Annotated in this window: 23 protein-coding genes; 11 read left to right on the top strand and 12 right to left on the bottom strand. The window is 68.8% G+C overall.

What is annotated here, in order from left to right:
- The first annotated feature begins 37 nt into the window (after positions 1 to 37).
- From J5X86_RS36440 to J5X86_RS36425, 4 genes are read left to right on the top strand one after another with little or no spacing between them, the layout of a single operon-like run.
- Complete coding sequence (locus tag J5X86_RS36440) at positions 38 to 1213, top strand: MaoC family dehydratase N-terminal domain-containing protein (RefSeq protein ID WP_208520948.1); 1176 nt, start codon at positions 38 to 40, stop codon at positions 1211 to 1213.
- Positions 1210 to 2814 carry a class I adenylate-forming enzyme family protein gene (locus J5X86_RS36435; RefSeq protein WP_208520947.1) on the top strand — a complete coding sequence of 535 codons (1605 nt, stop codon included), beginning with the start codon at positions 1210 to 1212 and terminating at the stop codon, positions 2812 to 2814. Before J5X86_RS36440 ends, J5X86_RS36435 begins: the two co-directional genes overlap by 4 nt.
- Positions 2811 to 3557: an enoyl-CoA hydratase/isomerase family protein gene (locus tag J5X86_RS36430; RefSeq protein ID WP_208520946.1), complete on the top strand. Its 747-nt coding sequence runs from the start codon at positions 2811 to 2813 to the stop codon at positions 3555 to 3557. The genes J5X86_RS36435 and J5X86_RS36430 overlap by 4 nt, the downstream gene beginning before the upstream one ends.
- Before the next feature lie 38 nt (positions 3558 to 3595).
- Positions 3596 to 4366 carry an IclR family transcriptional regulator gene (locus J5X86_RS36425; RefSeq protein ID WP_208520945.1) on the top strand — a complete coding sequence of 257 codons (771 nt, stop codon included), beginning with the start codon at positions 3596 to 3598 and terminating at the stop codon, positions 4364 to 4366.
- Between the two features lie 82 nt (positions 4367 to 4448).
- Here the strand turns inward: J5X86_RS36425 and J5X86_RS36420 are convergent, their stop codons facing one another.
- A complete protein-coding gene (locus J5X86_RS36420) occupies positions 4449 to 5069 on the bottom strand; it encodes a TetR-like C-terminal domain-containing protein (protein ID WP_208520944.1) in 621 nt (206 codons plus the stop codon).
- Positions 5070 to 5154: 85 nt separating this feature from the next.
- Between J5X86_RS36420 and J5X86_RS36415 the strand changes: the two genes are divergently transcribed.
- Positions 5155 to 6759: an FUSC family protein gene (locus J5X86_RS36415; protein WP_208520943.1), complete on the top strand. Its 1605-nt coding sequence runs from the start codon at positions 5155 to 5157 to the stop codon at positions 6757 to 6759.
- Positions 6760 to 6858: 99 nt separating this feature from the next.
- On the opposite strand, the gene J5X86_RS36410 is transcribed toward J5X86_RS36415, so the two are convergent.
- On the bottom strand, positions 6859 to 8343 hold the full coding sequence (locus J5X86_RS36410; protein ID WP_208520942.1) for an aldehyde dehydrogenase: 1485 nt from the start codon (positions 8341 to 8343) through the stop codon (positions 6859 to 6861).
- Positions 8344 to 8735: 392 nt separating this feature from the next.
- Here J5X86_RS36410 and J5X86_RS36405 point away from each other — a divergent pair, with 392 nt between their 5' ends.
- The 3 genes from J5X86_RS36405 to J5X86_RS52125 all read left to right on the top strand — a co-directional run bounded on the left by J5X86_RS36405 (position 8736) and on the right by J5X86_RS52125 (position 11233).
- Positions 8736 to 10121 carry an MFS transporter gene (locus J5X86_RS36405; RefSeq protein WP_208520941.1) on the top strand — a complete coding sequence of 462 codons (1386 nt, stop codon included), beginning with the start codon at positions 8736 to 8738 and terminating at the stop codon, positions 10119 to 10121.
- Positions 10118 to 10867 (top strand): N-acyl homoserine lactonase family protein, encoded by a 750-nt coding sequence (locus tag J5X86_RS36400; RefSeq protein WP_208520940.1) that lies wholly within the window; start codon positions 10118 to 10120, stop codon positions 10865 to 10867. Before J5X86_RS36405 ends, J5X86_RS36400 begins: the two co-directional genes overlap by 4 nt.
- 234 nt (positions 10868 to 11101) lie before the next feature.
- On the top strand, positions 11102 to 11233 hold the full coding sequence (locus J5X86_RS52125; RefSeq protein ID WP_279595603.1) for a hypothetical protein: 132 nt from the start codon (positions 11102 to 11104) through the stop codon (positions 11231 to 11233).
- 73 nt (positions 11234 to 11306) lie between these two features.
- On the opposite strand, the gene J5X86_RS36395 is transcribed toward J5X86_RS52125, so the two are convergent.
- From J5X86_RS36395 to J5X86_RS36365, 7 genes are all read right to left on the bottom strand, one after another.
- Entirely contained in the window at positions 11307 to 12347 is a 1041-nt protein-coding gene (locus J5X86_RS36395) for an NAD(P)-dependent alcohol dehydrogenase (protein ID WP_374229325.1), read from the bottom strand.
- Positions 12348 to 12388: 41 nt separating this feature from the next.
- Entirely contained in the window at positions 12389 to 13804 is a 1416-nt protein-coding gene (locus tag J5X86_RS36390) for an aldehyde dehydrogenase family protein (protein ID WP_208520939.1), read from the bottom strand.
- Between the two features lie 251 nt (positions 13805 to 14055).
- Positions 14056 to 14793, bottom strand: a complete 738-nt coding sequence (locus J5X86_RS36385; protein WP_208520938.1) for an alpha/beta hydrolase — start codon at positions 14791 to 14793, stop codon at positions 14056 to 14058.
- 11 nt (positions 14794 to 14804) lie between these two features.
- Positions 14805 to 15875: an MBL fold metallo-hydrolase gene (locus J5X86_RS36380; RefSeq protein ID WP_208520937.1), complete on the bottom strand. Its 1071-nt coding sequence runs from the start codon at positions 15873 to 15875 to the stop codon at positions 14805 to 14807.
- A gap of 552 nt (positions 15876 to 16427) precedes the next feature.
- On the bottom strand, positions 16428 to 17198 hold the full coding sequence (locus J5X86_RS36375) for an IclR family transcriptional regulator (protein ID WP_208520936.1): 771 nt from the start codon (positions 17196 to 17198) through the stop codon (positions 16428 to 16430).
- 38 nt (positions 17199 to 17236) lie between these two features.
- Complete coding sequence (locus tag J5X86_RS36370; RefSeq protein WP_208520935.1) at positions 17237 to 17398, bottom strand: hypothetical protein; 162 nt, start codon at positions 17396 to 17398, stop codon at positions 17237 to 17239.
- Positions 17395 to 18477 carry a zinc-binding dehydrogenase gene (locus J5X86_RS36365; RefSeq protein ID WP_208520934.1) on the bottom strand — a complete coding sequence of 361 codons (1083 nt, stop codon included), beginning with the start codon at positions 18475 to 18477 and terminating at the stop codon, positions 17395 to 17397. The genes J5X86_RS36370 and J5X86_RS36365 overlap by 4 nt, the downstream gene beginning before the upstream one ends.
- A gap of 738 nt (positions 18478 to 19215) precedes the next feature.
- On the opposite strand from J5X86_RS36365, the gene J5X86_RS36360 reads away from it, so the two are divergent.
- Both J5X86_RS36360 and J5X86_RS36355 read left to right on the top strand, forming a co-directional pair.
- A complete protein-coding gene (locus J5X86_RS36360; RefSeq protein WP_208520933.1) occupies positions 19216 to 20493 on the top strand; it encodes an MFS transporter in 1278 nt (425 codons plus the stop codon).
- A 320-nt stretch (positions 20494 to 20813) separates the two neighbouring features.
- Positions 20814 to 22166 carry an MmgE/PrpD family protein gene (locus J5X86_RS36355; RefSeq protein ID WP_208520932.1) on the top strand — a complete coding sequence of 451 codons (1353 nt, stop codon included), beginning with the start codon at positions 20814 to 20816 and terminating at the stop codon, positions 22164 to 22166.
- Positions 22167 to 22251: 85 nt separating this feature from the next.
- On the opposite strand, the gene J5X86_RS36350 is transcribed toward J5X86_RS36355, so the two are convergent.
- The 3 genes from J5X86_RS36350 to J5X86_RS36340 form a co-directional block, all read right to left on the bottom strand.
- A complete protein-coding gene (locus J5X86_RS36350; RefSeq protein WP_208520931.1) occupies positions 22252 to 23082 on the bottom strand; it encodes an oxidoreductase in 831 nt (276 codons plus the stop codon).
- Positions 23083 to 23306: 224 nt separating this feature from the next.
- Positions 23307 to 24194 carry a 3-hydroxybutyryl-CoA dehydrogenase gene (locus J5X86_RS36345; RefSeq protein WP_208520930.1) on the bottom strand — a complete coding sequence of 296 codons (888 nt, stop codon included), beginning with the start codon at positions 24192 to 24194 and terminating at the stop codon, positions 23307 to 23309.
- On the bottom strand, positions 24191 to 25372 hold the full coding sequence (locus J5X86_RS36340) for an acyl-CoA dehydrogenase (protein ID WP_279595601.1): 1182 nt from the start codon (positions 25370 to 25372) through the stop codon (positions 24191 to 24193). Before J5X86_RS36340 ends, J5X86_RS36345 begins: the two co-directional genes overlap by 4 nt.
- Before the next feature lie 164 nt (positions 25373 to 25536).
- On the opposite strand from J5X86_RS36340, the gene J5X86_RS36335 reads away from it, so the two are divergent.
- On the top strand, positions 25537 to 26877 hold the full coding sequence (locus J5X86_RS36335) for a UDP-glucose/GDP-mannose dehydrogenase family protein (protein ID WP_078641845.1): 1341 nt from the start codon (positions 25537 to 25539) through the stop codon (positions 26875 to 26877).
- Positions 26878 to 26892 lie beyond the last annotated feature (15 nt).

The following is a 26892-nucleotide window of genomic DNA, read 5'->3' as shown; positions in this document are numbered from 1 at the left end:
TCCCGGAACCGCCACGACGATCACCGAAGGAAGTGCGATGACGACGACGGAGACCCCGCAGAACGCGGGAATCAGCAAGGAACTTGCCACCGGCAAGTTCACCGACGAGATGCTGACGAGCATGCGGAACCTGATCGGGACCGAACTCCGCACGGACGCGTGCGTGAACAACGAGTACGCCACCCGACTGGCCATCCTGCGATTCGCCGAGGGCATCGGCGACGACAACCCGCTGTGGACGGACGAGGAGTACGCCGCCGCAGGCCCGTTCGGCGGGATCGTCGCCCCGCCGAGCTTCATCTTCGCCTGTCTGGGCTCGGTCCAGGTCGGGTGGCGCGGTCTCGGTGGGTTCCACGCCGAGACCGACGTGACCTTCCACGCCCCCATCCGGGTCGGCGACAAGATCACGGCACGCGTCTGGTTCGACGGCTTCGAGGACCCGATCGAAAGCACCTTCGGTGGCCGCCGGATCAAGGACTACCTGCGTCAGGAGTACTGGAACCAGGACGGCCGCCTCGTCGCGAGGTTCATCTGCTCGCGGATGCGCTTCGAGCGCGGCGAGATGCAGAAGCGCCGCAGCTCACGCAAGATCGAGATCCCGCACCCGTGGACGGACGAGCAACTCGCGAAGGTCGAGGAGGACATCCTCGCCGAGACCCCGCGCGGTGCCGAGCCGCGGTACTGGGAGGACGTACGGATCGGCGACGAGCTCGACACCCTGACCAAGGGTCCGATCGGGCTCACCGACGAGATCGCCTACGTCGCCTCCGGCGCCGCTCCGATCCCGCGCCTGTCCGCGCACGGAGTCGCGCTGCGCCGGTACCGCAAGCATCCGAAGTGGGCCTTCCGCGACCCCAATACGCACGCCCTCGAGCCGGTGTACTCGGTGCACTACAACGACTACGCCGCGCGGCTGCAGGGCGCGCAGATCGCCTACGACGTCGGCATCCAGCGCACCTGCTGGCAGATCCACACCCTGACGCACTGGATCGGCGACACCGGTTCGGTGAAAGCGGTCCACGGCCAGTACCGGGCGCATGTCTACCTGTCGGACGTCGTCCGGCTGGGCGGCAAGGTCGTGGGCAAGGAGATCGACGCCGACGGCGACGCCGTGGTGCACCTGGAGACCTGGGCACACAACCAGCGTGAGCAGAACTGCATGCCGGGCACGGCGACGGTCGTCCTCCCCCGGCGCCCGGAGGAGGCACTGTGACGCGGCCAGCCGGTCCGCCGGCTGTGTGGGGCAAGGAGATCGGGACGGAGGTGGTCCGGGGCATTCCGTTCCGCACCTACCCGCAGCGTCCCCGCGACATCGGCGCCCTGCTCGCCTTCGCCGACCGCTGGGGCGATCGTCCGCACATCGTCCAGGGCGATCGGGTGGTGACGTTCACGGGGCTGCGCAGTGCGGCCGAGGCGAAGGCCGCCCAGCTCGCCGACGATGGTCTCCGGCCGGGTGACCGGGTGCTGCTGCTGGGCTTCAACAGCCCGGAGTGGATCATCAACTTCTGGGCGTGCGTGACGGTCGGGGCGGTGCCCGTGCTGGGCAACGCCTGGTGGGGTCAGGCCGAGTTGACCGACGCGCTCGAGCTGCTCGAGCCGGCGCTCGTGCTCGCCGACACCCGGGCCGCGCGGGCCCTCCCCGACGCAGCCCCCGCCGGCGGCTGGGCCTGCACCGTCCCCGAGCCCGGGGCCGTCCCCGCTGTCGCGCACCGTGGGGCCGCGCGCCACGAGGACGATCCGGCCGCCTTCGTCTTCACCTCGGGCACCTCCGGCAAGCCGAAGGCCGTCGTGCTCTCGCACCGTTCGCTGCTCGCGGGGCTGCACATGTTGCTGCACATCACCCGGCGGCTGCCTCAGCAGGTGGACGAGTCCACCGGGGACGCGGGCCTGCACACCGGCCCGATGTTCCACATCGGTGGGATCCAGACCCTGATCCGCGCGATCACGGTCGGCGACACGCTCGTCATGCCGACCGGTAAGTTCGATCCGGCCGAGGTGCTGCGGCTGATCGAGCAGTGGCGGATCGTCCGGTGGAGTGCGGTGCCCACGATGGTCTCCCGGGTGTTGGAACACCCGGACGTCCACACCCGTGACCTGACCTCGATCAAGTCGATCACTGTGGGTGGCGCCCCGGTGCACTCGGATTTCCTCGCCCAGCTGCGCGCCGGACTGCCGGGCGTCGAGCCCCGAGTGGCGACCGGCTACGGACTGACCGAGAACGGCGGTCAGGCCACCGCGGCGTCGGGAAAGGACACGACCGAGCGGCCTGGCAGCACCGGGCGCCCGCTGCCGTGCGTCGAGCTGAAGATCCTCGACCCGGGCGAGCTCCAGGACGGCGAGATCCTGGTCCGCTGCCCCACGCAGATGATCGGGTACTTCGGGGTCGATGACTCGCCCATCGACGCGGAGGGCTGGCTGCACACCGGCGACCTGGGGCACGTCGACGAGGACGGCTACCTCTGGATCACCGGCCGGGCCAAGGACATGATTATCCGTGGTGGGGAGAACATCGCTCCGGCCTCGGTGGAACAGGCCCTGGCCGGGATCGACGGGGTGGTGGAGTCGGCGGTGTTCGGGGTGCCGCATCCCGACCTCGGCGAGGAGGTGATGGCCGTGGTGGTCGTCGACGACGATCTGACGGCCGACGACCTCACCCGTGAGCTGCGGCCCCGGCTGGCGTCCTTCGCCGTGCCGAGCCGGTGGCGGGTCGAACACCAGCCACTGCCGACGACCCACTCCGGCAAGATCGACAAGAAGAGGATCGCCGCCGAGGCCCGCGCCGAACTCACCGCCACTCCAGGAGGTACCGAATGAGCGACGTAGCCGTGGAGACGGTCGCCGACCGGGTCGCCCTGCTCGAGATGCGGCGTCCCCCCAACAACTTCTTCGACGAGGCACTGCTGACCGAGCTGGCCGACGCGCTCCTCGCCTTCGACGAGGAGAGGGACGTGAGCGCTGTGGTGCTGTGCGCACAGGGCAAGCACTTCTGCGCGGGGGCCGACCTGCGTGGAATGGGGGCCGCGGGCATCCGGCGCGTCTACCGGCAGGCCCTCCGGCTCTTCTCCGGTCGCACGCCGGTGGTGGCGGCCGTGCAGGGCGGCGCGATCGGCGGCGGCCTCGGGCTGGCGCTCTCCGCGGACTTCCGCATCGCGGCCCCGGGTGCACGGCTCACCGCCAACTTCGCCAAGCTGGGCTTCCACCAGGGCTTCGGGTTGTCGGTGACGCTGCCCAGGGCGGTCGGCTCGCAGCGAGCCCAGGAACTGCTCTACACGGGCCGGTCGGTCTCGGGTGAGGAGGCGTCCGCCATTGGCCTGTGCGACGCCGTCGCGGACGACCCGCGCGAGGCCGCGGTCGAGTTCGCGGGCAGGATCGCGGCCTCGGCACCGTTGTCGGTGCCGTCGATCCGCGCCACGCTGCGCCGGTCGCTGGTGTCGGAGGTCTCCGCCGCCCTCGACCTCGAGGCGGACGCGCAGGCCGCGCTGCTCGGCACCGCCGACTTCGCCGAGGGCGTCGCGGCCTCGATCGCGAAGCGCCCACCGCACTTCACCGGTTCGTAATGACGAATGATGGGTCGGATTCGGTTAGGGTGGCGCTCGTGACCGACGACGCCACCCAACCCGAACCCGGCGGCCCGAAGAGCCACCGCACCATCGACCGGGTGACCCAAATCCTCGAAGAGGTCGTGTACCACCCAGGCATCGGGTTCGCCGAGCTCGCCCGCGCCCTGGACGCGCCGAAGAGCTCGGTACACGGCTTCATCCGCGGACTGCACACCAAGGGCTGGCTCTACGAGGCCGACCGGCGCTTCTACCTCGGGCCCGCCATCTACGGGCTCACGCTGGCGAGCGGGCACATCCGCGCCGGCCAGGTCAGCCAGGCCGACCTCGACGCCCTCCACAAGGACACGGGGATGACCGTGTTCCTCGGGGTCCAGGCCGGCGACCACCTCGTCTACATCGGCGAGTCCGGCACCGACGCCCTGACCGGGTTCGCGGCACGCAGCAACATCCGCCGCAAGCTGATCTCGACGGCAGGGGGGAAGGCCCTGCTGGCGGCCAAGGCCGACCCGGAGCGAGACGCCTACCTGCGCAGACAGCAGGCTGACGACGGCGAAGCGGTCTCCGAATTCCTCGCGGAATTCGCCGAGACAAGGAAGACGGGCATCTCGCGAAACCTCCGGCATCATGGGACGCAGATCGCCTTCGCCAGCGTGGTGCGCACACAGGCGGGCGAGAGTGTGGCCACTGCGATTCTTGTCGGGCGGACAGCGGACGTGGAGCCCCGCGAGGACAAGGTCCGGAAAATCCTGCTGAAGCATGTCGCCTCGTGGCGGCGACAGAAGACCACTGCTCGAGAACCGATCTAGCCAGGTCGGCGGCACACGCTCACTGTCCAGGGCGGGGCACGTCGGGCGCCGCTCCAGCTCAGAGTCATGACTCGGTCCCCGACTAACCCGACTTTTCCACGAGCGTCACTCCGTTGAGGGCCTGATGGACGACGTCCCGGGCGAAGTCCACGGTAAGCGTGCCGGTCAGGTGCGGCAGGAGTAGGCGGATGTAGCACGCTCCCCAGATGATGTCGACGATGACGCCGAGGTCGGCGTCGGACCGGATCTGCCCGCGCTCCTTCGCCGCCTCCAACAGAGCGAAGGCTTGGCGTCGCCGTGGGCCGAAGTAATGCTGATCGAACTGGGAGGCCAGTTCGCTGTCCGTCTGGGCGGCGCCGATCAGCTGCGCGAAGACCGGACCGGCGGGTTCGACGCCGACCATGCGCACGAAGGCGGTAATGCCACGGACCAGGTCGGCACGGATGTCGCCCGTGTCGCGCAACGCGATCTCATCACCGACCGCGTGCAGATAGCCGTCCAGAGCCAGCGCCCCGCGGGAAGGCCAGTGCTTGTAGACGGTGGCAGAGCTGACCCCGGAGTGCACGATGACCTTCTCGATCGTGAACCCGCCGACGCCCTCACGCATCAGAACCGCAGCGGCGGCCTCCAGTACCTCTGCCCGTACCTGCGCGATCGGCCGACGGCCACGGCCGCGACGCGCCGGGCGCTGCGGTGCGGTCATCACAGGCTCCTGTCATCGTGTCCGACTCCACCATCGTAGAATATGAAGCCACTCTTCATTTACGCCGTCCCAGGAAGGAAGCCCCTTGTCCTCGGCGTCCGGTTTCAACCGTGCCGTGCAGGCAGTCGCAGGATTCTTCGCCTTGCGGCCCGCGGCGGCCACGATCGCACCGAATCTGGTGTCAGCCGCCATCTCCACCGTCACAGTCGTCTGCGCCTGCCTCCTGTTCGGGCCACAACTCGGGATGGTCTCGCTCCTTGGCGCACTGACCACGTTCTGGGAGACCGGGCGGCCACTGTGGGCCCGAATCAGGAACGGTTTGCTGGTGTCGGCCGCGTTGACCGCGTCCATGTCCGCGGGTGTCCTGGTCGCCCCGTACCAGTGGGCCATCGTCCCGGCCAGCGTGCTGATCATCCTGCTTGTCTCGCTTGCCTACTACGCCTTCACGCTGACGGCCGGCCCGAGCCCGGTCATGATGTTCTACGCCGCCGTGCTCGGCACGTTCTTCGGCGCCGACCAGCGCGTTGGCTGGCAGGCGGTAGGCATCACGGCCTCAGCGGCGATCTTCACCTCCGTCCTGTTGCTCGTGCCGCTCGTCTTCGTACCGCACGCACCGGAGCGGCGCGCCGTGGTACAGGCCAGGAGTGCCGTGGCCGCCTATGAGAAACGACCGGGCGCCGACCCGGAGACACAACGAATCAGTCGCAACAACGCCTACCAAGCGGTCAGCAGTGCCTGGTTGACCCTGCGGTCCGCGTGGCCCGCCGACCGGGGCCCCCGGCACCGGGAGCTCGCCGCCGAACTGATGCAGATCAACCGCAGCCTGGCCGCGACCATTCTGGGTCGACTCGGCGTTGATTCCGCGATACGTCCGCTGACCCCGGACACCCCGCTGCTGCTCGGGCGGCCGAGCCGGCGCTTCCTGATCAGCCGTGCTCTGCGCGGCCACTCAGTGGAGTGCTTCACGTCCTGGCGGATGGCGTTGGCCGCCGGCATCGCCGGCACCATCAGCCAACTGATCGGTATAGGTCACCCGTACTGGGCGATCCTCACCGCGACCGTAGTGATCAATCAGTGGATGGACCGGGGCGCGGCCACGCGCCGCGCCGCACACCGCACGGTCGGAACCCTGCTGGGCATCGGCGTCGTCTGGGCGGTCTCCGCCCTGAACCCTTCCGTGTGGTGGTCCGTCGTCATTGTGTTGCTGTGCATGGTCGGTCAATACCTCGTCCTGCCCATGAACTACGCGTTCGCGCTGATGTTCATCACCCCGATGGCACTGCTGGCTGTCGAGGCCAGCGGTACCGGCGGCACGATGGCATCTCTCAGCTTCGACCGCTTCAGCGACACCCTGATCGGAGCCATGACCGCAGTGGCCGTCACCTGGGGCACCAGTTGGTTCTTTCCACGCCGACTGGTGCGTGCGCAGTCTCCTCGCACGGCCGCGGCACTTGCCGCTGTGGAGGACGTCAATCGCACCGGAGACCAGTTCAGCCCGGAAGGCCGGAGGGCACGCGTAGAGCTGCAGTACGAGCTCATCCACCACCTCAGCGTCCTGGAACGCGCCGTACGCGACGACCCGAGACTGGCCGACCTCGCGGATGCCGAGCATCGCTTGGCTGACGCTGGTTACGCGGCCCTGGGCCGCGCCTGGCAAGTCCGTCCGGTGTGCGTTGCCGAGAGCGCTTGAGCGCACGAGGACAGGGCTGTTCGTCGACCTCATGCGTTTTCCCGACGAAGCGGCGGCGGGCGCCCGGTGCGCTCGCCGCCGTCGTCTCGTATGCGGTGGTCAGGAAAGCTGCGACACCACTGACTTGGTCTCGAGGTAGTTCTCCAGGGCCTCCGGTCCGCTCTCGCGCCCCCAGCCCGACTGACGGTAGCCGCCGGCGGGCATGTAGGCCCCGCCGGCACGGTGCAGGTTGATCCCGACTCGTCCCGCGCGCAGCCGGCGGGCCACCGAGTGTGCCAGCGCGCCGTCGCGGGTCCAGACGCTGGAGGCGAGACCGTAGGAGCTGTCGTTGGCCAGCGCGACAGCCTCGTCGGTGTCGGAGAAGGGCATCACGCCCAGCACCGGGCCGAAGATCTCCTCCCGCATGACGGTCATCGACTGGTCGACGTCCACGAGGACGGTGGGCTCGAAGAAGAAGCCACGGTCCCCGACGCGGGTGCCACCGCTGACTACACGGGCGCCGTCCTCGATGCCACGACCGACGTACCCCGACACCCGCTCGAGCTGCTTCCGCGAGATGAGCGGGCCGAGGTCGGCGGTGGGATCCGAGCCGGCGCCCAGCCGCATCGTGCGACCGATCTCCGCCACGCCCTGGACGACCTGGTCGAACACGGACTCGTGCACGAACAGCCGCGTCCCGGCGGCGCACACCTGACCGGAGTTCCAGAAGATCGCCGACGCCGCACCCGGGATCGCCGTCTCGAGGTCGGCGTCGCCGAAGACAATGACCGGGGACTTGCCGCCGAGCTCCAACGACAGCTTCTTCATGTTGCCCGTGGCCGCCTGCACGATGAGCCGGCCGACCTCGGTCGATCCCGTGAACGACACCGTGTCGACGTCCGCGTGCTCCGCCAGTGCAGCGCCCGCACGCTCACCGACTCCGGTGACGACGTTGACCACGCCCGCCGGGACACCCGCCTCGATCAGCAGCTGCCCGAGCCAGAGAGAGGTCAGCGGCGTCTCCTCGGCAGGCTTCAGCACACACGAGCACCCCGCCGCCAGCGCCGGAGCGAGCTTTTTGGCCGCCATGCTCAACGGCGCGTTCCACGGCGTGATGAGCCCGGCGACGCCCATCGGCTCCCGCAGGGTGTACCCCTGGACGCGGCGGTCCGCCGGTCCGAGGTCCACCGTGCGGCCGTGGATTTTGTCCGCCCATCCCGCGTAGTACCGGAACTGAGCCGCAGCCTCGAGCACCATGTTCTTGGCCTGTGCGACCGGCAGGCCGAGATTCAGGCTCTCCAGTTGCGCCAGGTCATCAGCTCGCTCACGCATGAGGTCGCCGGCGCGCCAGAGTACGGCGCCGCGGTCGGCCCCGGACAGGCCGCGCCACCGCCCTTCTTCGAAGGAGCGTCGGGCCGCCACCACCGCCGTGTCGACTGCCTGCGCACCACCATCGTGCACGGACGCGATGACGCCGCCGGTACTGGGGTCGAACACCGGAATAGTGGACGTCGACGGACTCGTCCACTGCCCGTCGATGAGCATGGCGACGGGGTCGTCGCTCTGGGGCAGCTGTCGGGGCCAGGCAGTTGTGGGTACGGACATCGCTGTCGCCAAACCTTCCAGATGTCACCGCGGCCGGATTGATGGCCACGTCAGGGGTCGTCCCGATGCGGAGGAACGCGCACAGCACCATCCGGACCAGACGTGCCAGTTCCTAATTAAGAACGACCAGCCGTCATTATGAATCGCCCTGACCGAGGAGTGTCAACGTCGCCGACCGACCCGGACTCACCCTCCGAGACCGCCCGGCACGCTATTGACCGACAGTGACCGACGCGGCTACCTTCCCATGAGCGGTTCCCAATTTCAGATACCAGTTCTTATATCCGAACTCCACTGGAGCGGCCGGCGAGCCGTGCGCTCGCGGCCGACGACGGATGAACCGCTCTTCGTCCGCCTCGCCCTCAATGATGAGCACTCGAGGAGTTGGTCCGATGTCCGCACAATCTCCCCCCAAGGGGCCGGCACCTCAAGCCCTCGGGCCCGTACAGGCCCGTTCGGTGCCCGCAGCCACGGCGGCGACGCCGGTGAAGATGCGCAAGGTGGCGTTGGCCAGCTTCATGGGCACCGTCATCGAGTTCTACGACTTCGGCATCTATGCCACGGCGGCGGCGCTGGTCTTCGCCGACGCCTTCTTCCCGGCACTGGGCGAGCACGCCGGCACCGTTGTGTCGTACGCGACCCTGGGCGTCGCCTTCGTCGCCCGCCCGTTGGGCTCGATCCTGTTCGGGCACTTCGGCGACCGTCTCGGACGCAAGCGCACCCTCATCGTCACGATGTCGCTGATGGGCGTGTCCACCGTACTCATCGGCCTGCTGCCCACCGCGGCGAGCATCGGGGTCGTGGCGCCCATCGTGCTCGTCGTGCTGCGGATCGCCCAGGGTCTGGCCGCCGGTGGCGAGTGGGCGGGCGCCGCCCTGTTCACCACCGAACACTCGCCGAAGGCCCGTCGCGGCTTCTGGGCGATGTTCACCAACCTGGGCGGGGCGTTCGCGAACATCCTCGCGCTGGGGACGTTCCTGATCACCGGCCTGTACATGAGCGACGAGACCTTTGCGGCCTGGGGCTGGCGGCTGCCGTTCATACTCAGCATCCTGCTCATCGTCGTCGGTCTCTACGTCCGGCTGCGGATCGAGGAGACCCCCGCCTTCGAGGCGGAGGCCAAGCGTCGCCGGGCAGGCGACGGCCTGCCGTTCAAGGAGGCATTGGTACACCAGTGGAAGGAGGTCCTGCTCGGCGCCGGCGCGCTGGTCATGGCCTTCTCGCTCGGTTACATCGGCATCGGGTTCCTCACCAACTACGGCACCGCGACGCTGCACCTGCCGCGGCCCCAGGTGCTGGGTGCCGGCATGTTCGGCAATCTGCTGAACTGCCTGGCGATCATCGCGGGTGGCATGCTGACCGATCGGTTCGGGCGTCGGCCGGTCCTGCTCATCGCCAACGTCGCGGGCATCCCGTGGGCCCTGATCCTGTTCCCGCTGCTGGACACCGCTTCGCTCGGCGCCTTCTGGCTCGGCATGTCGGTGACCTTCCTGATCGCCGGTGTCGGATTCGGCGTCGCCGGGTCGTTCCTGTCCGAGCTCTTCCACACCCGCTACCGCTACACCGCTGCCGGGCTGTCCTACAGCCTGGCCGGCGTGCTCGGCGGAGCCATCCCGCCGCTGGTGGCAGCGAGCCTCATCGGCAGCTACGGCGGCTTCGTGTTCGGCATCTTCCTGGCCGCCTACTGCCTGGTCGGGCTGGGCTGCACGCTCGCCCTGCGCGAGACACGCCACCGCGAACTCACCGAGGTAACGCAGTCCGAGGAGAAGACCGCATGACCCTGAGCATCACCGCCGTGTCCGTCGGCCGCGCGTTCGGTCTCCCCAAGCCGTCGCTCACTTACCTACGGGGATGGGGTGAGACCCTGGACATCCCGCTCATCATGTTCGTGATCCAGGGCGGCGGCGCCCCCGTGGTCGTCGACACCGGCGCCGACCTCGACCGAGCCGCGGAGCACCACGGGATCCGGATGGAGCAGACCCCCGAGGAGCGGCCCGAAGCGGCGCTCAGGGCGCTGGGTGTGGATCCGGCGGAGGTCGGTGTCGTCGTCAACACCCACCTGCACTGGGACCACAGCTCGAACAACCACCTGTTCCCGAACGCCCGCATCGTCGTCCAGCAGCGCGAGATCGACTACGCGAGCAATCCCGTGCCGTGGCACCACCGTCAGTTCGAGCACCTGCCCGAGCTGACGGCGGCATGGCGCCGCGCCGAGGACCGGATCGACGCGATCGACGGCGACGCCGAGGTGGCACCCGGCGTTTCGGTGATCACCCTGCCCGGGCACACGCCCGGATCTCAAGGGGTCGTCGTCGCGGCAGGGACGACGCGCTACCTGCTCGCCGGCGACTGTATCGATCTCTACGAGAACTGGCCGGGCGACGCCGAGGAGGAGCCCATCCCGTCCGGCATCTTCACCGACATCGTGGCCTACGAGGACAGCCTGAAACGGATCAAGAAGCTCGGGTGTGAAGTCATCCCGAGCCACGACCCGCTTGTGGTCGAGCGCCGCGAGTTCCGCTGAACGACCCTGGTGGGGCCGACGACGACGCCTGCACCGCACGACAAGGAGGGCCATCGATGAGCGGTACGGTCGCGCCCTCAGGGGGCGCGAGATCGTGATCGAGCAGGTGGGCGGTGTGCCGTATCTGCTCGGCACCCTCGACCGGGCCGTCACCTCGGCCGCCAAGGGCTACGCGGCGGACCGGCACTCGGACGTCATCGCCCGACGGAGGCGTTCGGTAGGGCGCTCGCGCTCGTGCGGAAGTATCGCGAGGAGGTGGCGGGCATGCCCGGCGAGGGGCGGGCGGACCCGGCGGCCGCCGACCTGCTCGTCCGCTTCGCCGACACGCTGATCGAGAAGCTGACCGCCGAGCGGGACAGGCAGTAGGTCGAACGACGGCCGGTCCGGCACACCTCCTGCGGGGGTGCCGGACCGGCCGTCGGTGTCGGTGCCGCATCGCTCAGGTCGCGGCGATGGTGGAGGTGTCGAGCACGAACCGGTACCGCACGTCGCCCGCGGTGAGGCGGTCGTACGCCTCGTCCAGCTCCTTTGCCGCGATCATCTCGGTCTCGGCCTTGATCCCGTGCGCGGCACAGAAGTTCAGCATTTCCTGCGTCTCGGGCATGCCGCCGCTCATGGAGCCGGCGAGCTTGCGCCGATTGGTCAGCAGTGTGTAGGGGTCGATCCGCAGCGGCTCGTCCGGCACCCCGAGGTTGACGAAGGTGCCGTCGAAGTCGAGCAGGTCGAGATGGGCGGAGAGGTCGTAGTTCGATGGGACCGTCGAGACGATGAGATCGAACGAGTCCCGTATCGCCTCCAGGTCGCCGGTCGTGCGGTAGTCGTCCGCCCCGAGGCGCTCGGCGTCGGCACGCCGGTTCTCGGTGAGCTCGAGGACCGTCGTGTGCGCGCCGAGGGCGTGCGAGATCTGGACCCCGATGTGCCCGAGCCCACCGAACCCGAGGATGCCGACCCGCTTGCCGGGCCCGGCATCCCAGAAGCGCAGCGGCTGGTACATCGTGATGCCCGCACACAGCAGGGGCGCCGCGGACTCCAGCGGCAACGCGTCCGGGATACGGGCCACGAAGCGCTGGTCGGCGACCACGCGTTCGCTGTAGCCGCCGAGCGTGACCTGCCCGTCGCGACCGATCCCGTTGTAGGTCAGAACCTTTCCGCGGCGACAGTACGACTCCTGCCCCGCACGGCACACCGCGCACTCCCGGCAGGAGTCGACCAGGCATCCGATGCCGACCTGGTCGCCCACCGCGAGCCCGGTGACCTCGGAGCCGACCTCGCGGACGACACCGGCGATCTCGTGACCCGGGACGATCGGGTAGTGGGTGTGCCCGAACTCCGCGCGGGCGTGGTGCACGTCGGTGTGGCAGACACCGGCGTAGGCGATGTCCAGCAGCACATCCGTCGGGCCGACGTCGCGGCGCTCGATGGTGATGGTGCTGAACGGGGCGGTCGGACCGGTCATGGCCCGGGCGCGTGCGGTGATCAACGCTGACTCCTTCCGAGGGGATGGCCGTGTCCGTCCGACGGTCAGCTGATGAGCGACTGGTACTCGAGGTACTCCTCGATCCCGTACCGGCCCATCTCGCGGCCGATGCCCGACAGCTTCAGACCGCCGTGCGGAGCGCGCATGTCGATGGGAGCGCCGTTGATGCGCACGCGCCCGGTGCGGATACGCCGCCCGACCTCGCGGGCCCGCTCGGGATCGGCGGACCAGACGCCGCCGGCGAGCCCGTAGTCGGAGTCGTTGGCGATCGCGACGGCGTCATCCTCGTCGTCGAACGGGATGATGACGTTGACCGGCCCGAAGACCTCCTGCCGCGCCAGCGTGTCGTTGTTGGTGCCGCTGAATACGGTCGGCCGCACGTAGTAGCCCCGGTCGAGGTGGACCGGCGCCTCCGGGCCCCCCGTGACCAGCCGCATCCCCTCCTCCATTCCGGTCCGGATGTAGCGGCGCACGCGCTCGCGCTGGGCGTCCGAGACGACCGGTCCGAGGGTCGTCGCCTCGTCGAAGGGGTCGCCGATGACGAAGCTCGCGGCCTTCGCCGCGGCGATCTCCTCGGCCTCGACCAGCCGCGACCGCGGAACCAGCGTCCGTGAGAGTCCGCCGCAGACCTGGCCCGCGTTGCGGAAGGCGTCGGTGAGCCCGTCCGTGACGGCCTTCTCCAGGTCGGCGTCCTGGAGGATGATGTTGGCGGACTTGCCGCCGAGTTCCAGTGCCACGCGCTTGACCGACTTGGACGCGAGCTCCATCACCCGGCTGCCCGCGCGCACCGAGCCGGTCAGCGACACGATGTCGATGAGCGGGTGGGTCGCGAGCGCCTCACCGATCTCCGGGCCCGTCCCGCTGACCAGGTTGAACACGCCGTCCGGTAGCCCGGCCTCGGCAGCGGCCTCGGCGAACACGAACGAACTCAGCGGCGCGACCTCGGTTCCCTTGAGCACCATGGTGCACCCCGCCGCGATGGCGGCCCCCGCCTTGAGCGCGATCATCCGCATGGGGCCGTTCCACGGGGTGATCGCCCCTGCCACACCTGCGGGGATGCGCCGCACGATCGTGTCGTCGAACCGCTCCTCCCAGAGGATGTCCTTGATGCTCGCCGCGGCGATACGCAGGTCGTTGATGGGGGCGGCGACGTGGGACCAGCGGGCCAGCGCGATCGGCGTGCCGATCTCGCTCACGGTCGATCGCGTCAGTTCTTCGGCCTTCGCCTCGAGGATGTCGGCGATGCGGGTGAGCACCGCTGCCCGTTCCTCGAGCGAGGACCGTGACCAGGTCTCGAACGCCCGGGCGGCGGCCTGGGCGGCGCGGTCGACGTCGGTGGTGTGGCCCCGTGGCACCGTCGCGATCGGCTCCTCGGTCGCCGGGTTGACCACGGTGAGGGTCCCGGTGCCCGCCGACCCGACCCACTTGCCGTCGATGAAGATCGTGTCTCGCTCGATCACGGCTGACTCCCTCGCGCGATCACCACCGAGGCCGCCGCAGCACACACACGGGGATCGCATATACGAACCAGTGTCCCTTATTGCGACTTCGACGCTACAGTCCATCGCTACGCGCGGTCAATGCACACGACACCGAACCGCGCTCGGACCGCACCATCCAGGCGCGGCCGCGATCATGAGCACAGTCGGCTTCGCCGACGGGGCACCGACCCGCACCGGGCCGTCGGCGGTGGGCACCGGTCCCGCCCCGCTCAGCCCAGCTCGAGCGCCTCGATGAGCAACGCGGTGACGGCCTCGGGATCGGTGACCATCGCGTTGTGCGCCGTCTTCAATACCCGGTAGCCGAAGTGGGGGTCCTCGGCGCTCCGGATCCGCATACGCTCGAGTATGTGCGGTTCCTGGGACGAGGGGACGCACTCGACGAAGATCCCCGGGTGCCGCCAGGCGCGGTCGGTCGGCCCGCTCGGATCCTGGTAGGTCCTGAGCGGCTGGGCGGTCATTCGACTGTTCACCCAGGCCACGTCGACCGGGTCGGTCACGCCGTAGCGGGCTGCGTCCGCGGGCGGGATGTACCACCCCTCGCCCGTTTCGTCCGCCAGCGCGATCATCGCCTCCGCGCGCTGGGGGCCGTTGAGGTCGAACACGGACTCGCCGGTCCGCGGCACCTGGGCGTCGAGCAGGACCTGCGCCCGGACACGGTCGCCGATCCGCTCCAGCGCGCCCGTGACCGGCATGCCTCCGTAGCTGTGACCCACGAGCACCGCGTCGCGGATGTCCTCGTACTCGAACGTCGCGACGATGTCCTCGACATGGGTGGCCAGACCGACCTCGCGGGTGAGCAGGTGTGCCCGATCACCGAGTCCGGTCAGCGTCGGGGTGAACACCTCGTGTCCGGCGGCGCGCAGCCGTCGCGCCACCGGCCGCCAACACCACCCCCCGTGTCGCCCGCCATGGACCAGCACGAACTGTCGGGACTGCGATGTCACCATGGGTCTCCTCGTCACTGAGTGGGGTCGGATTGCTCGGTGGTCCAACGCTCCGGCCCGCATCCGCTACGCCGGATACGCCCTTCCTCGGCCAGCCGGATCAAATGCGCCGAGGTCTCGGCGAGCGCCGATCGCAGTGAGCGCGGAGTGAAGGCCGAGAAGTCCCGCGCCCACGACACCGCCTCCGCGACCTTCCACACCGTGTCGCACCCGCGCACGACGGCGTGCTCGATCTCCGCGAGCCGCTCGTGGTGGTGCTGACGCAGGACGTCGACGCGACGGGACAGCCGGTCGAACGGCCACTCGTGGCCCGGGAGCACCACCGCGGAGTCCGGGATCCGGTGCAGACGGCCCAGGGACGTTAGGAAGTCCCGCAGCGGATCCGGGTCGGAGCCCGGCCTGCGCGCGACGTTCGGCGTCACCTTCGGCAGGATGTGGTCACCGGTCAGCAGCAGGTTCCGCTCGCGTTCGTGGAAGCACAGGTGTCCCGCGGTGTGGCCAGGAGTGTGCACCGGGACCAGGGCTCCGCCCGTGCCGGGAACCGGGACACCGTCCTGGAGCTCCACGTCCGGCTCGATCGTCGGCAACACGGCGTCGAGTGCGCCGAGTTCGCCGTCCAGCTCGGCGAGCAGCGATCCCGGTACGCCACAGTCCCGCAGCCAGTCCGTGATCTCGGCGAGCCGCGCACGGCGTTCCGCGGCGTCGACCCGGATCTGGGCACGCTCACCCGGGTGGGCCCCGATCCACGCCGAAGTGTGCTCCCGGATACGGGAAGCGAGCCCGTAGTGGTCCGGATGCGCGTGGGTGACGACGACGCCGATCACCTCGTCGAGGTCGGCCCCCGCCCGCGAGAGACCGGCGAGAAAGGCATGCCAGGCCTCATCGGAGTCCCAACCGAGATCGACGATGACGAGCCCGTCGGGATAGCGCAGCGCGTAGGAGTACGAGTACGCCAGCGGGCTGGGGAACGGGACCGTCGTCGCCCACGCGCCGCCCGCCACCGCGAATCCCTCGATCCGGCGGGTGGGCCGCTCCTCCGGGCGACGGTATGCCTCGGCGAGCTCGGCCTGCGACGACGTCTGCATCACACCTCAGCAGTTCGCAATAATGAACGACGGATCGTTATTATGGCAATTACAGTAGGCCCCCGCCGAGCACACGGTCAATGCCGTCATGGTCTGGACCGACCCGGCTCGGCCAGGCCATGCGGACAGCCCTCGCACCGAGGCCGCCGGCGAATCCCGTTGCCCAGCCGGTGGGTCAGGGCGGGGACGGCGAGCGCCGCCACGATGAACGACGGCGGGGCAGGCCAGGGTCCGCGCCTTCATGCGCGGCACCCCGCACGGATCCTCCTCACTGGAGGAGATCGCTGAGGCAGTACACGCCTGAGAACCCGCGTCGTCGCCCGACGTCAGGTGCAGGGAGGCTGAAGAAGAACGGCCGGCCGCGTGAGGACGACCGGCGGCACTGGCCCTGGGACCCGGAGTTCCTGAGCTTCACGAGCGATCCGGCGAACACCCCCGCGAAGAGGATGATCCGAGCCGCCTGTCACGTCACCGCAACACATGATCGCGGGTGACGACGACGTCTCCACCCGCGAGGTCCATAAGTTTCCGAACTCCCAGGTCACACGGCGGTCAGATGGGCTCCCGCGCTGAAACAGTATGCAGTGACCAGGAGTCGACGTGCTTGAGGAGTGTCCTGCGCAGCTTGGCCTCGCGGCGCTTCATCTCCGCTGCCTGGCCGATCAGGATGGCCGCGGCGACGCTGTCTCCGGCTTGGTTGCGCACGACGGCAGCGAGCGCGAGCTGGGCCCCGTGGTGGCGGAGGTTTTTCGCGACACGGCTCTTGCTGATGTCGGCGAATTCGGCCAGGAACTCGGAGACGAGCTCGGCATTCTCCGACTGCTGGCGACGCAGGTAGGCCTCCCGGTCGGCATCAGGCCGCGCCACCAGCAGGGCCTTGCCGCCTGCCGTGGACAGCAGCGTGCGGCGAATGTTGCTGCGTGCCGCGAAGCCGGTGAGCGCGTCCGTGCCCGACTCTCCGATGTAGATCAGGTGGTCGCCGGCCTCAACCCCGAGGAAGACGGTCAACCCGGTCGCCTCGTGCAGCGCGTCGAGATCGGCTTGCGTCACCTGCCCAGCGCGGATGTGACCACTGGCCAGGGTGAGACCGTAGACGGCGGGGCCGAGGTAGAAACGGTGATTGTCTTCGTACAACCACCCTTTGGCCTGAAGGCCCCGGATGAAGCCGTGCACCGAACTCTTGGGGGCACCCAGCGCCCGGGCGATTTCGGCGAAGCCGATGCCCGGGTGGTAGACGACCTCCTCGAGGATCTGCGTCACCCGGTCGACGGTCCGGTGGTTCTTCGGGCCGCTGTCGTCGGAAGCTGAAGACGTGTCCGTCACGATGCCCAATGTAGCCGAGACCGACCAGGTATTCATAATTACGAACCCGCGAAGCGGAGGCCGCTTCCTGCGCAGGGGCGGTGATGACCCTCGGCGAAGTCCGCCGTGCCCAGCAGGGCGGCCTGGGCGGCGAGGAACTGTCGCGCCTGCACCACTTCGGGGAGCGGGCTGTGTTCGGCGACGCCGTCGAACTGGCTCATCCCTCGAGTTCGACGACGGCACGGCCGCGGATCCGGCCCTCATGGAGTGCCTCGACCGCGGTGTTGAGCTCGTCCAGCGAGAACCGGTCGGTGACCAGCGCGCTCGGGTCGAACCGCCCGTCACGGGTCCACTCGACGAAGGTCTCGAAGTCGCGGGCCGGATCACAGCTCCCGCCGACGCAGCCGAGGAGGCTCTTCTCGCCGTTGAGGAGATCCATGCTGTCCAGCTGGAAGGGCACCCGCGGAATACCGACGAGCACGTCGGCTCCGCCGCGGATGCCGGCTCCGCGAACACCTGGGCGCACGGACGCGAGACTGACCGGGATGTTCGCGCCGATACCGGTGCAGTCGAGGGCGTAGTCGACGCCTCGCGTCCCGTCGTCATGCCCGGTCAGCGCACGGATGGCCGCCACCGGGTCGATCTTCTTGGCATTGACCACATCGGTCGCCCCGAACTGCCGCGCGAGCTTCAGTTTGTCGTCGTCGACGTCGACGGCGACGACCGGAGAGGCCCCGAGAATGGCGGCTCCGGCGATGGCGCACAGTCCGACGCCTCCGGCGCCCCAGACGGCGACGCTCTGGCCCGGACGGACCTGGGCGCTGTTCATCACCGCACCGGCGCCGGTCATGAGCGCGCATCCGATGATCGAGCCGAGGTCCAGCGGGGTGCCCGCCGGGGCCTTGACCACATACTGCTCGTCGACGACGGCGTGGGTGCCCCAGGTGAAGGTGTTGTGGGTCCTGGCCAGGTCACCATCCGGAAAGGCGACCTGCGAGGGCACCGGAGGGCGGCCGTCGAGCGGCGTACGCGGGATCCAGGTGATGAGCACCTCGTCTCCGGGCGCCACGTGGCGGACCTGGTCGCCCACCGTGGCCACCGTTCCGATGGACTCGTGCCCGAGCAGCATCGACTCGGTCCGCGAGGGATCGTAAATCCGGTCCAGTTGGCTGTGACACACCCCGAAAGCCTTCTGCCGCACAACGACTTCGTAGGGACCAAGGGCGTCCAGCGCCACTTCCCGGATCTCCAGCTTCTGCTGCCCGGGCGGAAGGACCGCGATGCCTGCGTCAACTGCCATGATGGTTCAGCTCCTTACCTTCTGCGGTCGCTCGGATCCGTCTTCGTCGACGGCGAGCAGCCGCCGACAGGGGCCTCAGGAGGCTCGGCCTCGACGACTTCCGCATCCAGACGGGGCCATCAGCACCGAGCCGCACGGGACGAAGCAGCACTGCCCGGCATTGATCACTTGCACATCCGCAAGGCAGTCGTGCGAGCATGTCGCCGACTGGACGTATTTACGAACTCTAGTGCGTATTTACAGCCATGAGGCTATGAGTCGGGCCGGGTGATGTCAATGGGGCCGAGGGCGTTGCGCCAATCAAAAAGCCCTGCGCGCGAGCGTTGACACGCTCAGCACGGGGTCTTACGGTCAATCGCACATACGGTCTTGAGTTCTTATATACGAACCACACAGTACGACCGTGTCCCCAGCCGGCCCGCCGAGACCTCGTCCCTCCACGAAAAGGACGCGTTCATGAAGGTTGACTTCAACGGGCTCGGCGCCATGAACACCGAGATTCTCCGGATCGCGGAAGAGGTGCCGCGAACCGGCGAGTTCCTCGACTGACGCCCATCAGAACGTGCGCGGTCAACGCCGCGCCCTGTCGACGGACCGGCTTCCCCGGCTGTCGGCCCTTCTGACGCCGCGACGAAGCCGCGTCGACAACAGGGAGATGCAATGACGCACTCACAGGAACAGACGATTCCGCCAGTCGGAGCACCCCACCCGCCGGCCGAAGAAACACCTCCTCCAGGGATGAAACGAGTCGCGACCGCCAGCTTCATCGGCACCGTGATCGAGTTCTACGACTTCGGCATCTACGGCACAGCCGCAGCCCTGGTCTTCCCCCACGTATTCTTCCCAGCCCTGGGCGAGGCCGAAGGCACCGTCGCCTCATTCGCCACATACGGCGTCGCCTTCGTGGCCCGGCCGTTCGGCAGCATCCTGTTCGGGCACTTCGGCGACCGCCTGGGACGCAAGAAGTCCCTCATCGCGACCATGCTGCTCATGGGACTGGCCACGATCCTCGTCGGTTGCATGCCCACTGCCAACCAGATCGGCGTGGCCGCACCCATCCTGATCGTGGTGCTGCGCATCCTGCAGGGGCTGGCCGCGGGCGGCGAGTTCGCCGGCGCCGTCCTCTTCTCCTCCGAGCACGCCCCCAAGGGCAAACGCGGCTTCTGGTCGATGTTCCCCAACTTCGGCGGGGGCGCCGCCATCACGCTCTCCAACCTCACCTTCTTCCTGACCACCTTGCTCATGAGCGACGACACCTTCACCAGCTGGGGCTGGCGGATCCCCTTCGTCGCCAGTTTCCTGCTCGTCATCTTCGGCCTCTGGGTCCGGCTGCGGATGGACGAAACCCCGGTGTTCAAGAAGCAGATCGCACAGTCGGGCACCTCCCGGATGCCGTTCGTCGAGGCGTTCAAGCACCAGCCGCTCCAGGTGCTGCTCGGCGCAGGCACGGTGATGGTCGGCTTCGCGCTGACCTATATCGGCGGCACCTACCTGGTCAGCTACGGCACGGCGGTACTCGAACTGCCACACACCTTCGTCCTGGGCATGGCGATGGCGGGCGGCCTGTCGATCTCCGCCGGGGTTGTGCTCGGCGCGGTCCTCTCCGACCGCATCGGACGGCGCTGGGTCATCGTCGGCGCGGCCTCCGCAGCCGTCGTATGGGCACTGGCCCTGTTCCCCATCCTCGACATCGGCTCCCGCGCGGTCTTCGCGATCGGACTCCCCGTGACGATGTTCATCTCCGGGGTCGCCACCGGGCCTCAGGGCGCGTTCCTCTCCGAGCTCTTCCACACCCGCTACCGCTACACCGCGGCCGGTCTCAGCTACAGCCTCGCCGGCATGCTCGGCGGCGGTGTACCACCCCTGGTCGCGGCCTCCGTCATCGACTCCTTCGGCGGGTTCGTCTTCGGCTGCATGCTGGCCGGCGTCTGCCTCATCAGCCTGATCAGCGTGCTCACCGTCGGCGAGACACGACAGCTCGACCTCGAACGCGCCACGCCGGCAGACCCGACCTGAGGATTCGAGCGCCAAGTGGGTGACGGCGGATCAGCGCACGGTGCGAGGCGCCCGCTGTCACCAGCATCCGTGATCCGGGCGCTGGTGGCACAGGCGCCTCCGGGCGGGGTGTCGCCCGCACTCTGCACTACGACCTCACCGACGCCCTCCGCCCTCTCGTCCTCGGCGGTACCCATCTTTCCTCCCTCTGGAAGCCAGGAGGTGACTGCGATGTCGGCAAGCCCGATCTCGTGGCGTCCACCCGTCCGTCACACGGCGAACGACGCCGTGATCACCGCACCCGAAGCGCTGACCGAACCCCGCCTGGAGGCGGTGAACCGGTGACCGGATCGCCCACCCTCACACTGGCGCAGTACGCGGCCTCCACCTCGCTGGCAGCGATTCCCGAAGAGGTACGCGAGCGCGCGAAACAGGTGATCCTGGACGAGATGGGCAGTGCCCACTTCGGCAGAGAACAGCCGGCCGGCGCGCTCGCGGCGCGCTACGTCGCCGGGATGGCCGGTCCTGCGGAGTGCTCTGTCCTCGGCACTTCCCTGCGCGTTTGCGCGCCGCTCGCCGCTCTCGCCAACGGAACGGCGGGACACGCGGACGAGATCGACGGCGCGCATGTCGTCGGCGGTCACCCCGGCGCGACACTCGTCCACGCCGCGGTCGCCATGGCAGAGCGGCAGAGGGCGAGTGGCGGAGAACTCCTCAACGCCGTGGTGCTGGGCTACGACGTCGGTGTCCGGCTCATCGAAGCCTGCGGTGGTCTCTTCGGCGTCAAGGAACGACATCACCTGAACTCGGACTTTCTGCACGCTGTCGCCGCCTCGGTGGCGTGCAGCCGGCTCATGGGCCTGTCCCCGGAGCAGCACTGTCACGCGATGGCGCTGGCGACGTTCCAGGCGAACGGGCTCTGCGCGCTGTTCCAGGAGCGGCGGCACATCAGCAAGGCGTTCTGCAACGGCCAGTACGCCATGGCGGGCGTCAGTGCGGCCCTGATGGCGGCCACCGGATTCGAAGGGTGCGATGACATCCTGGGTGACCGGCACGGCCTGTTCGACGCCTGGGGAACGGACAACGCCTTGGAGACGGTGACGCGCGACCTCGGAAGGGATTTCGCCGTGCTGGGGGCGAACTTCAAGTTCTTGCGGGCCGGATACCCGATCCACTCCCCGGTCGAAGCGGCCCTGTCGCTCGTCGCACGCCACCGCCTGGACTCCGAGACCATCTCCGCGGTACAGGTGGGGATGCCGGCCCGCGCACTGCGGGTGGTGGACGACCGGCGGATGCACAGCATCTGTGTGCAGGACATGCTCGCCGTGGCTCTCCTGCGCGGAGGGCTCCGGCTCAACGAGACGTACTTCCCCTCCGTCCTCGACGATCCTGCCTTCACCAGGATGCGAGCCCGGATCACCGTGGTCGTGAATCCGCTTCTGGAGGCTCAAGCCCCCGACGGCCGGGGAGCGGTCGTCACCATCAGGACCAAGGACGGCAGGACGGTCACCGAACGCGTCGACCACCCGCGCGGCCACAGCGCGCGGGGCGGGGTCACCTGGGACGACCTGTCCGCCAAGTGGCTCCAAGCCGAGCCGGACCAGGACGTGAGTGCCTGGATCGCGGACGCCCGCAGCCTTGAATGCCTTGAGAACGTGGAGCGGTTGACCGCCTTGTTCACCGGGCGTCCGTGACCGCCGCACGCGACCGTTAGGACTGTGGGCCTCGGGAGAGTGACGCCGAGGCCCACAGCGGCGCCGGGGCGCGGAACGCCGGACGTCACTCGGGGAAATCGGTGCTCAGACTCGTCTCCTTCCACGCCTGGAGCTCCTCGATCTGAGCTTGTAGCTCATCCCCGACGACCTTGACCGCGTCACTGCCCAGCAACAACCGGAACGGCGTGTCGGCGGAGTCCACGGCCGTGATGATGGCCTGCGCGGCGCGAGCGGGATCGCCGGGCTGGCGCCCATGACTGGTGTCGTTCTGCTTGCGCCGAAGGCCCGCGGTGTCGTCGTAGTCCGCGATGACGACCCGTGACTGCTGGAGCGAACGCCCAGCGAAGTCCGTGCGGAAGGCGCCGGGCTCGACCAGGATCACCTTGATACCGAGCGGTTCCACCTCCTTGCGCAGCGCATCGGACACGCCCCCGAGGGCGAACTTGGTGGCCGAGTAGTAACCGGACCCCGGCAGCGCCAGCCGACCGGCGATGGACGAGACGTTCACGATCGCCCCACTGCGGCGCTTTCGCATACCGGGCAACACCGACTTGATCATCTCGACCGCGCCGAAGAAGTTGGTCGTGAACAGCTCGGCGACGTCCTCTTCCTCGCCCTCCTCGACAGCGGCGCGATAACCGTGCCCGGCGTTGTTCACCAGCACATCCACACCCCCGAACCGGTCCTCCGCCGCCCGGACGGCCTCTCCGACCTGCGTTGTGTCGGAGACATCGAGCGGGAGCGCGAGCGCGGTGCGGGGGTACAGCGCGGGGAAGTCCTGGACCGAGGCCGCGTTGCGTGCCGTGACGACCGCGTTCCAGCCCCGTTCGAGCACTGTCCGGGCGAGGGCGCGGCCGAGTCCGGTCGAGCATCCTGTGATCAGCCATGTGGGCATGTGAAGTGCGCTTTCTTCAGTGCGGGATGGTGTGCGCAGCATGCATCACCGTGTTACTCGGGGGACGCACGCCTCACGGGTGGCTCGCCCCCCATCCACTTTCCTCGCTTCGACCTCCTTGTGGGGGACCGAGCTGTGCCGGGTAACAGCGTTCAGGGGTGTGACAAGGCCCCCCTGCACAGGACGGAAACGCGCGGCGGCTGTCGACGATCCGTACAGCGCGATCATCGGGCCACAGGTGCCGAGTAGGTGTAGAAGCCCCGGCCGGCCTTGCGCCCGAGGTGGCCGGCCTCGACCATCCGGGACAGCAGTGGCGGCGGTGCGTAAAGCGGCTCCCTGAACTCGCCGTAGAGGGACTCCGCAACGGCCAGGGTCGTGTCGAGGCCGATGTGGTCGGCCAGCGCGAGGGGCCCCATCGGGTGCGCGCAGCCGCGCACCATGCCTTCGTCTATGTCCTGGGCAACGGCGAATCCGGACTCGAACATACGGATGGCCGCGAGAAGATAGGGAATCAGCAGGGAGTTGACCACGAATCCCGCTCGGTCCTGAGAGACGATGACATGCCGGCCCAGGACGTCAGCAGCGAAGTGGCGCATTCGATCCCATGCCGTGTCGGCGGTGACCAGAGACGGCACGAGCTCGACCAGATCGAGCACCGGAACGGGGTTGAAGAAGTGCAGCCCCATCACCTGGCCCGGCCGTGAAGTAGCCGCGCCGAGCTTCATGATGGGGATCGACGAGGTGTTGGAAGCGAACAGGGCGTCGGGCCGGAGAACGACCCGGTCCAAGGTGGCGAAGATGTCGGTCTTGAGTGCCTCGTCCTCCGGCGCGGCCTCGATCACCAGGTCCCGGTCGGCGAAGTCGTTCAGATCGGTCGTGAACGCGAGTGCGTCCACCACGGCGTCACGATCCTGCGCCGTCAGCTTGCCTCGTTCGAGGGCTCGGGTGAGGGACTGGGTGATCCTGCCTCGGCCGGATTCCAGCGCCGCGCCGTCGACCTCGTACACGAGTGTATCCAGGCCCTGGCGTGCACATACCTCGGCGATCCCAGCGCCCATCAGTCCGCAGCCCACCACGCCGACCTTGCGTATGACGGGGTCGTTCGTGCTCATCGTGCGCTCCCCCGGGTGCCGGGCAGGTTGCGGGCCATGACGATCCGCTGGACCTGATTCGTGCCTTCGTATATCTGCGTGATCTTCGCGTCGCGCATCATGCGCTCCACGGGGTAGTCACGGGTGTAGCCGTAGCCGCCGAGCAGCTGGACGGCGTCCGTGGTGACCTCCATCGCCACGTCCGAGGCGAAGCACTTGGCCGCGGCGCCCTGGAAGGTGAGGTCGCTGTCGCCCCGCTCGGACTTCGCGGCGGCGGCGTAGGTGAGCTGCCGGGCGGCCTCCAGCTTCATGGCCATGTCGGCGAGCATGAACTGGACGCCCTGGAAATCGCCGATCGGCTTGCCGAACTGCTTGCGCTCCTGGACATACCCCTTGGCGTAGTCCAGGGCGCCCTGGGCGATGCCGAGGGCCTGCGCGGCGATGGTGATCCGGGTGTGGTCGAGGGTCTTCATGGCGGTGGCGAAGCCGGTGCCCTCGGCGCCGATCATCCGGTCCGCGGGGATGCGGACGTTGTCGAGATAGACCTCACGGGTCGGGGAGCCCTTGATGCCGAGCTTCTTCTCCGGGGCGCCGAAGGAGACGCCCGGGTCGGACTTCTCGACGACGAAGGCGGAGATGCCCTTGGAGCGCTTCTCGGGGTCGGTGACGGCCATCACCGTGTAGTACTCGGAGACCCCGGCGTTGGTGATCCAGCGCTTGACACCGTTGAGGACGTAGAAGTCGCCGTCGCGCACCGCCTTGGTCTTCATCCCCGCCGCGTCCGAGCCCGCGTCCGGCTCGGAGAGGCAGTACGAGAACATCGCGTCGCCCTTGGCGAGCGGGGCCAGGTACTTCTTCTTCAGCTCCTCGGAGGCGGAGAGGATGACCGGCAGCGACCCCAGCTTGTTGACCGCCGGGATCAGGGAGGACGAGGCGCAGACCCGGGCCACCTCCTCGATGACGATCACGGTGGCCAGCGCGTCCGCGCCGGAGCCGCCGTAGGACTCGGGGACGTGCACCGCGTGCAGATCGTTCGCGACCAGGGCGTCGAGCGCCTCCTGGGGGAAGCGGGCCCCCTCGTCGACCTCTGCCGCGAAGGGGGCTATCTTCGCCTCGGCGAGAGAGCGGACGGCGTCACGGAGCATGTCATGCTCCTCGGACGGCCGGTACAGGTCGAAGTCGTTCACCGAGGACGCCAAGCCTCTCACTCCCCAAGAGTGCTAACTACCGTTAAGTAACTGAATTCTAGGGGCGAGGCCCCGGTAGGTATACGTGAGTTACCTGACAGAGTCGGCTGAGCCCGTCCCGTGGTCCCGACTATGCTCAGGCACCGCATCTGCGATCGACCGTTCTGGAGCACTGCATGGCCCTCAAGATCACTGTGATCGGCACCGGCTACCTCGGCGCCACCCACGCAGCGGCCATGGCGGAACTGGGCTTCGAGGTGCTCGGCCTCGACATCGTGCCCGAGAAGATCGCGATGCTCACCGAGGGCCGGGTGCCCATGTACGAGCCCGGCCTCGAGGACCTGCTGCGGCGCCACGTCGCGGGGATCGAGGGCGCCACCGGGCGGCTGCGGTTCACCACCTCCTACGAGGAGGCCGGGGAGTTCGGCGACATCCACTTCATCTGTGTGAACACCCCGCAGAAGCACGGCGAGTACGCCTGTGACATGAGTTACGTGAACGCCGCGGTGGACTCGCTCGCCCCGCATCTGCGCCGCCCCGCGCTGGTCGTGGGCAAGTCCACGGTGCCGGTCGGCAGCGCCGACCTGCTCGCGGCCCGGCTGGCCGAGCTGGCCCCGGTGGGGGCCGACGCGGAGCTCGCCTGGAACCCGGAGTTCCTGCGCGAGGGGTTCGCCGTCCAGGACACCCTGCACCCGGACCGGATCGTGGTCGGCGTCGCCGGCGACCGGGCCGAGAAGCTGCTCCGCGAGGTGTACGAGACGCCCATCGCCGAGGGCTCGCCCTTCGTGGTGACCGACTTCCCGACCGCCGAGCTGGTGAAGGTCGCGGCCAACTCCTTCCTGGCGACGAAGATCTCCTTCATCAACGCCATGGCCGAGGTCTGCGAGGCCGCGGGCGGCGATGTGGTCAAGCTGGCCGAGGCCATCGGCTACGACGAGCGCATCGGCAAGAAGTTCCTGCGGGCCGGGATCGGCTTCGGCGGCGGCTGTCTGCCCAAGGACATCCGTGCCTTCATGGCGCGCGCCGGTGAGCTCGGCGCCGACCAGGCGCTGACCTTCCTCCGCGAGGTCGACTCGATCAACATGCGGCGCCGCGGCCACATGGTCGAGCTGGCCCGCGAGGCCGTCGGCGGCAGCTTCCTGGGCAAGCGGGTCGCCGTGCTGGGCGCGACCTTCAAGCCGGACTCCGACGACGTCCGGGACTCCCCCGCACTCAATGTGGCCGGTCAGATACAGCTCCAGGGCGCCCAGGTCACCGTCTTCGACCCCAAGGGCATGGAGAACGCCCGGGCCCTCTTCCCGACCCTCGCCTACGCGGCGACCGCGGCCGAGGCGGCACAGGGCGCCCATGCGGTGCTGCATCTCACCGAGTGGCGCGAGTTCCGCGAGCTGGACCCGGCGGCCCTCGGCAGCGTTGTCGCCGAGCGCCGCATCCTGGACGGGCGCAACGCCCTGGACCCCGACCACTGGCGCGAGGCCGGCTGGACCTACCGCGCGCTGGGGCGCCCGCTGGCGTAGCCGTCGCCCTCCCCC

This window comes from Streptomyces sp. NEAU-YJ-81 (genome assembly GCF_017592595.1).
GTDB lineage: Bacteria > Actinomycetota > Actinomycetes > Streptomycetales > Streptomycetaceae > Streptomyces > Streptomyces hygroscopicus_B.
Note: the sequence above shows the minus strand (reverse complement) of the source record. Positions and strands in the feature narration are given on the sequence as shown.

What these genes read in the sequence shown, in the direction of transcription:
- J5X86_RS36365 (WP_208520934.1), bottom strand. Translation starts at nt 18,477, where the DNA reads ATGGCAGTTGACGCAGGCATCGCGGTCCTTCCGCCCGGGCAGCAGAAG.
- J5X86_RS36350 (WP_208520931.1), bottom strand. Translation starts at nt 23,082, where the DNA reads ATGCCCACATGGCTGATCACAGGATGCTCGACCGGACTCGGCCGCGCC.
- J5X86_RS36405 (WP_208520941.1), top strand. Translation starts at nt 8,736, where the DNA reads ATGTCCGCACAATCTCCCCCCAAGGGGCCGGCACCTCAAGCCCTCGGG.
- J5X86_RS36380 (WP_208520937.1), bottom strand. Translation starts at nt 15,875, where the DNA reads ATGCAGACGTCGTCGCAGGCCGAGCTCGCCGAGGCATACCGTCGCCCG.
- J5X86_RS36360 (WP_208520933.1), top strand. Translation starts at nt 19,216, where the DNA reads ATGAAACGAGTCGCGACCGCCAGCTTCATCGGCACCGTGATCGAGTTC.
- J5X86_RS36420 (WP_208520944.1), bottom strand. Translation starts at nt 5,069, where the DNA reads ATGACCGCACCGCAGCGCCCGGCGCGTCGCGGCCGTGGCCGTCGGCCG.
- J5X86_RS36370 (WP_208520935.1), bottom strand. Translation starts at nt 17,398, where the DNA reads ATGAGCCAGTTCGACGGCGTCGCCGAACACAGCCCGCTCCCCGAAGTG.
- J5X86_RS36430 (WP_208520946.1), top strand. Translation starts at nt 2,811, where the DNA reads ATGAGCGACGTAGCCGTGGAGACGGTCGCCGACCGGGTCGCCCTGCTC.
- J5X86_RS36335 (WP_078641845.1), top strand. Translation starts at nt 25,537, where the DNA reads ATGGCCCTCAAGATCACTGTGATCGGCACCGGCTACCTCGGCGCCACC.
- J5X86_RS36410 (WP_208520942.1), bottom strand. Translation starts at nt 8,343, where the DNA reads ATGTCCGTACCCACAACTGCCTGGCCCCGACAGCTGCCCCAGAGCGAC.
- J5X86_RS36345 (WP_208520930.1), bottom strand. Translation starts at nt 24,194, where the DNA reads ATGAGCACGAACGACCCCGTCATACGCAAGGTCGGCGTGGTGGGCTGC.
- J5X86_RS36385 (WP_208520938.1), bottom strand. Translation starts at nt 14,793, where the DNA reads ATGGTGACATCGCAGTCCCGACAGTTCGTGCTGGTCCATGGCGGGCGA.
- J5X86_RS36400 (WP_208520940.1), top strand. Translation starts at nt 10,118, where the DNA reads ATGACCCTGAGCATCACCGCCGTGTCCGTCGGCCGCGCGTTCGGTCTC.
- J5X86_RS36440 (WP_208520948.1), top strand. Translation starts at nt 38, where the DNA reads ATGACGACGACGGAGACCCCGCAGAACGCGGGAATCAGCAAGGAACTT.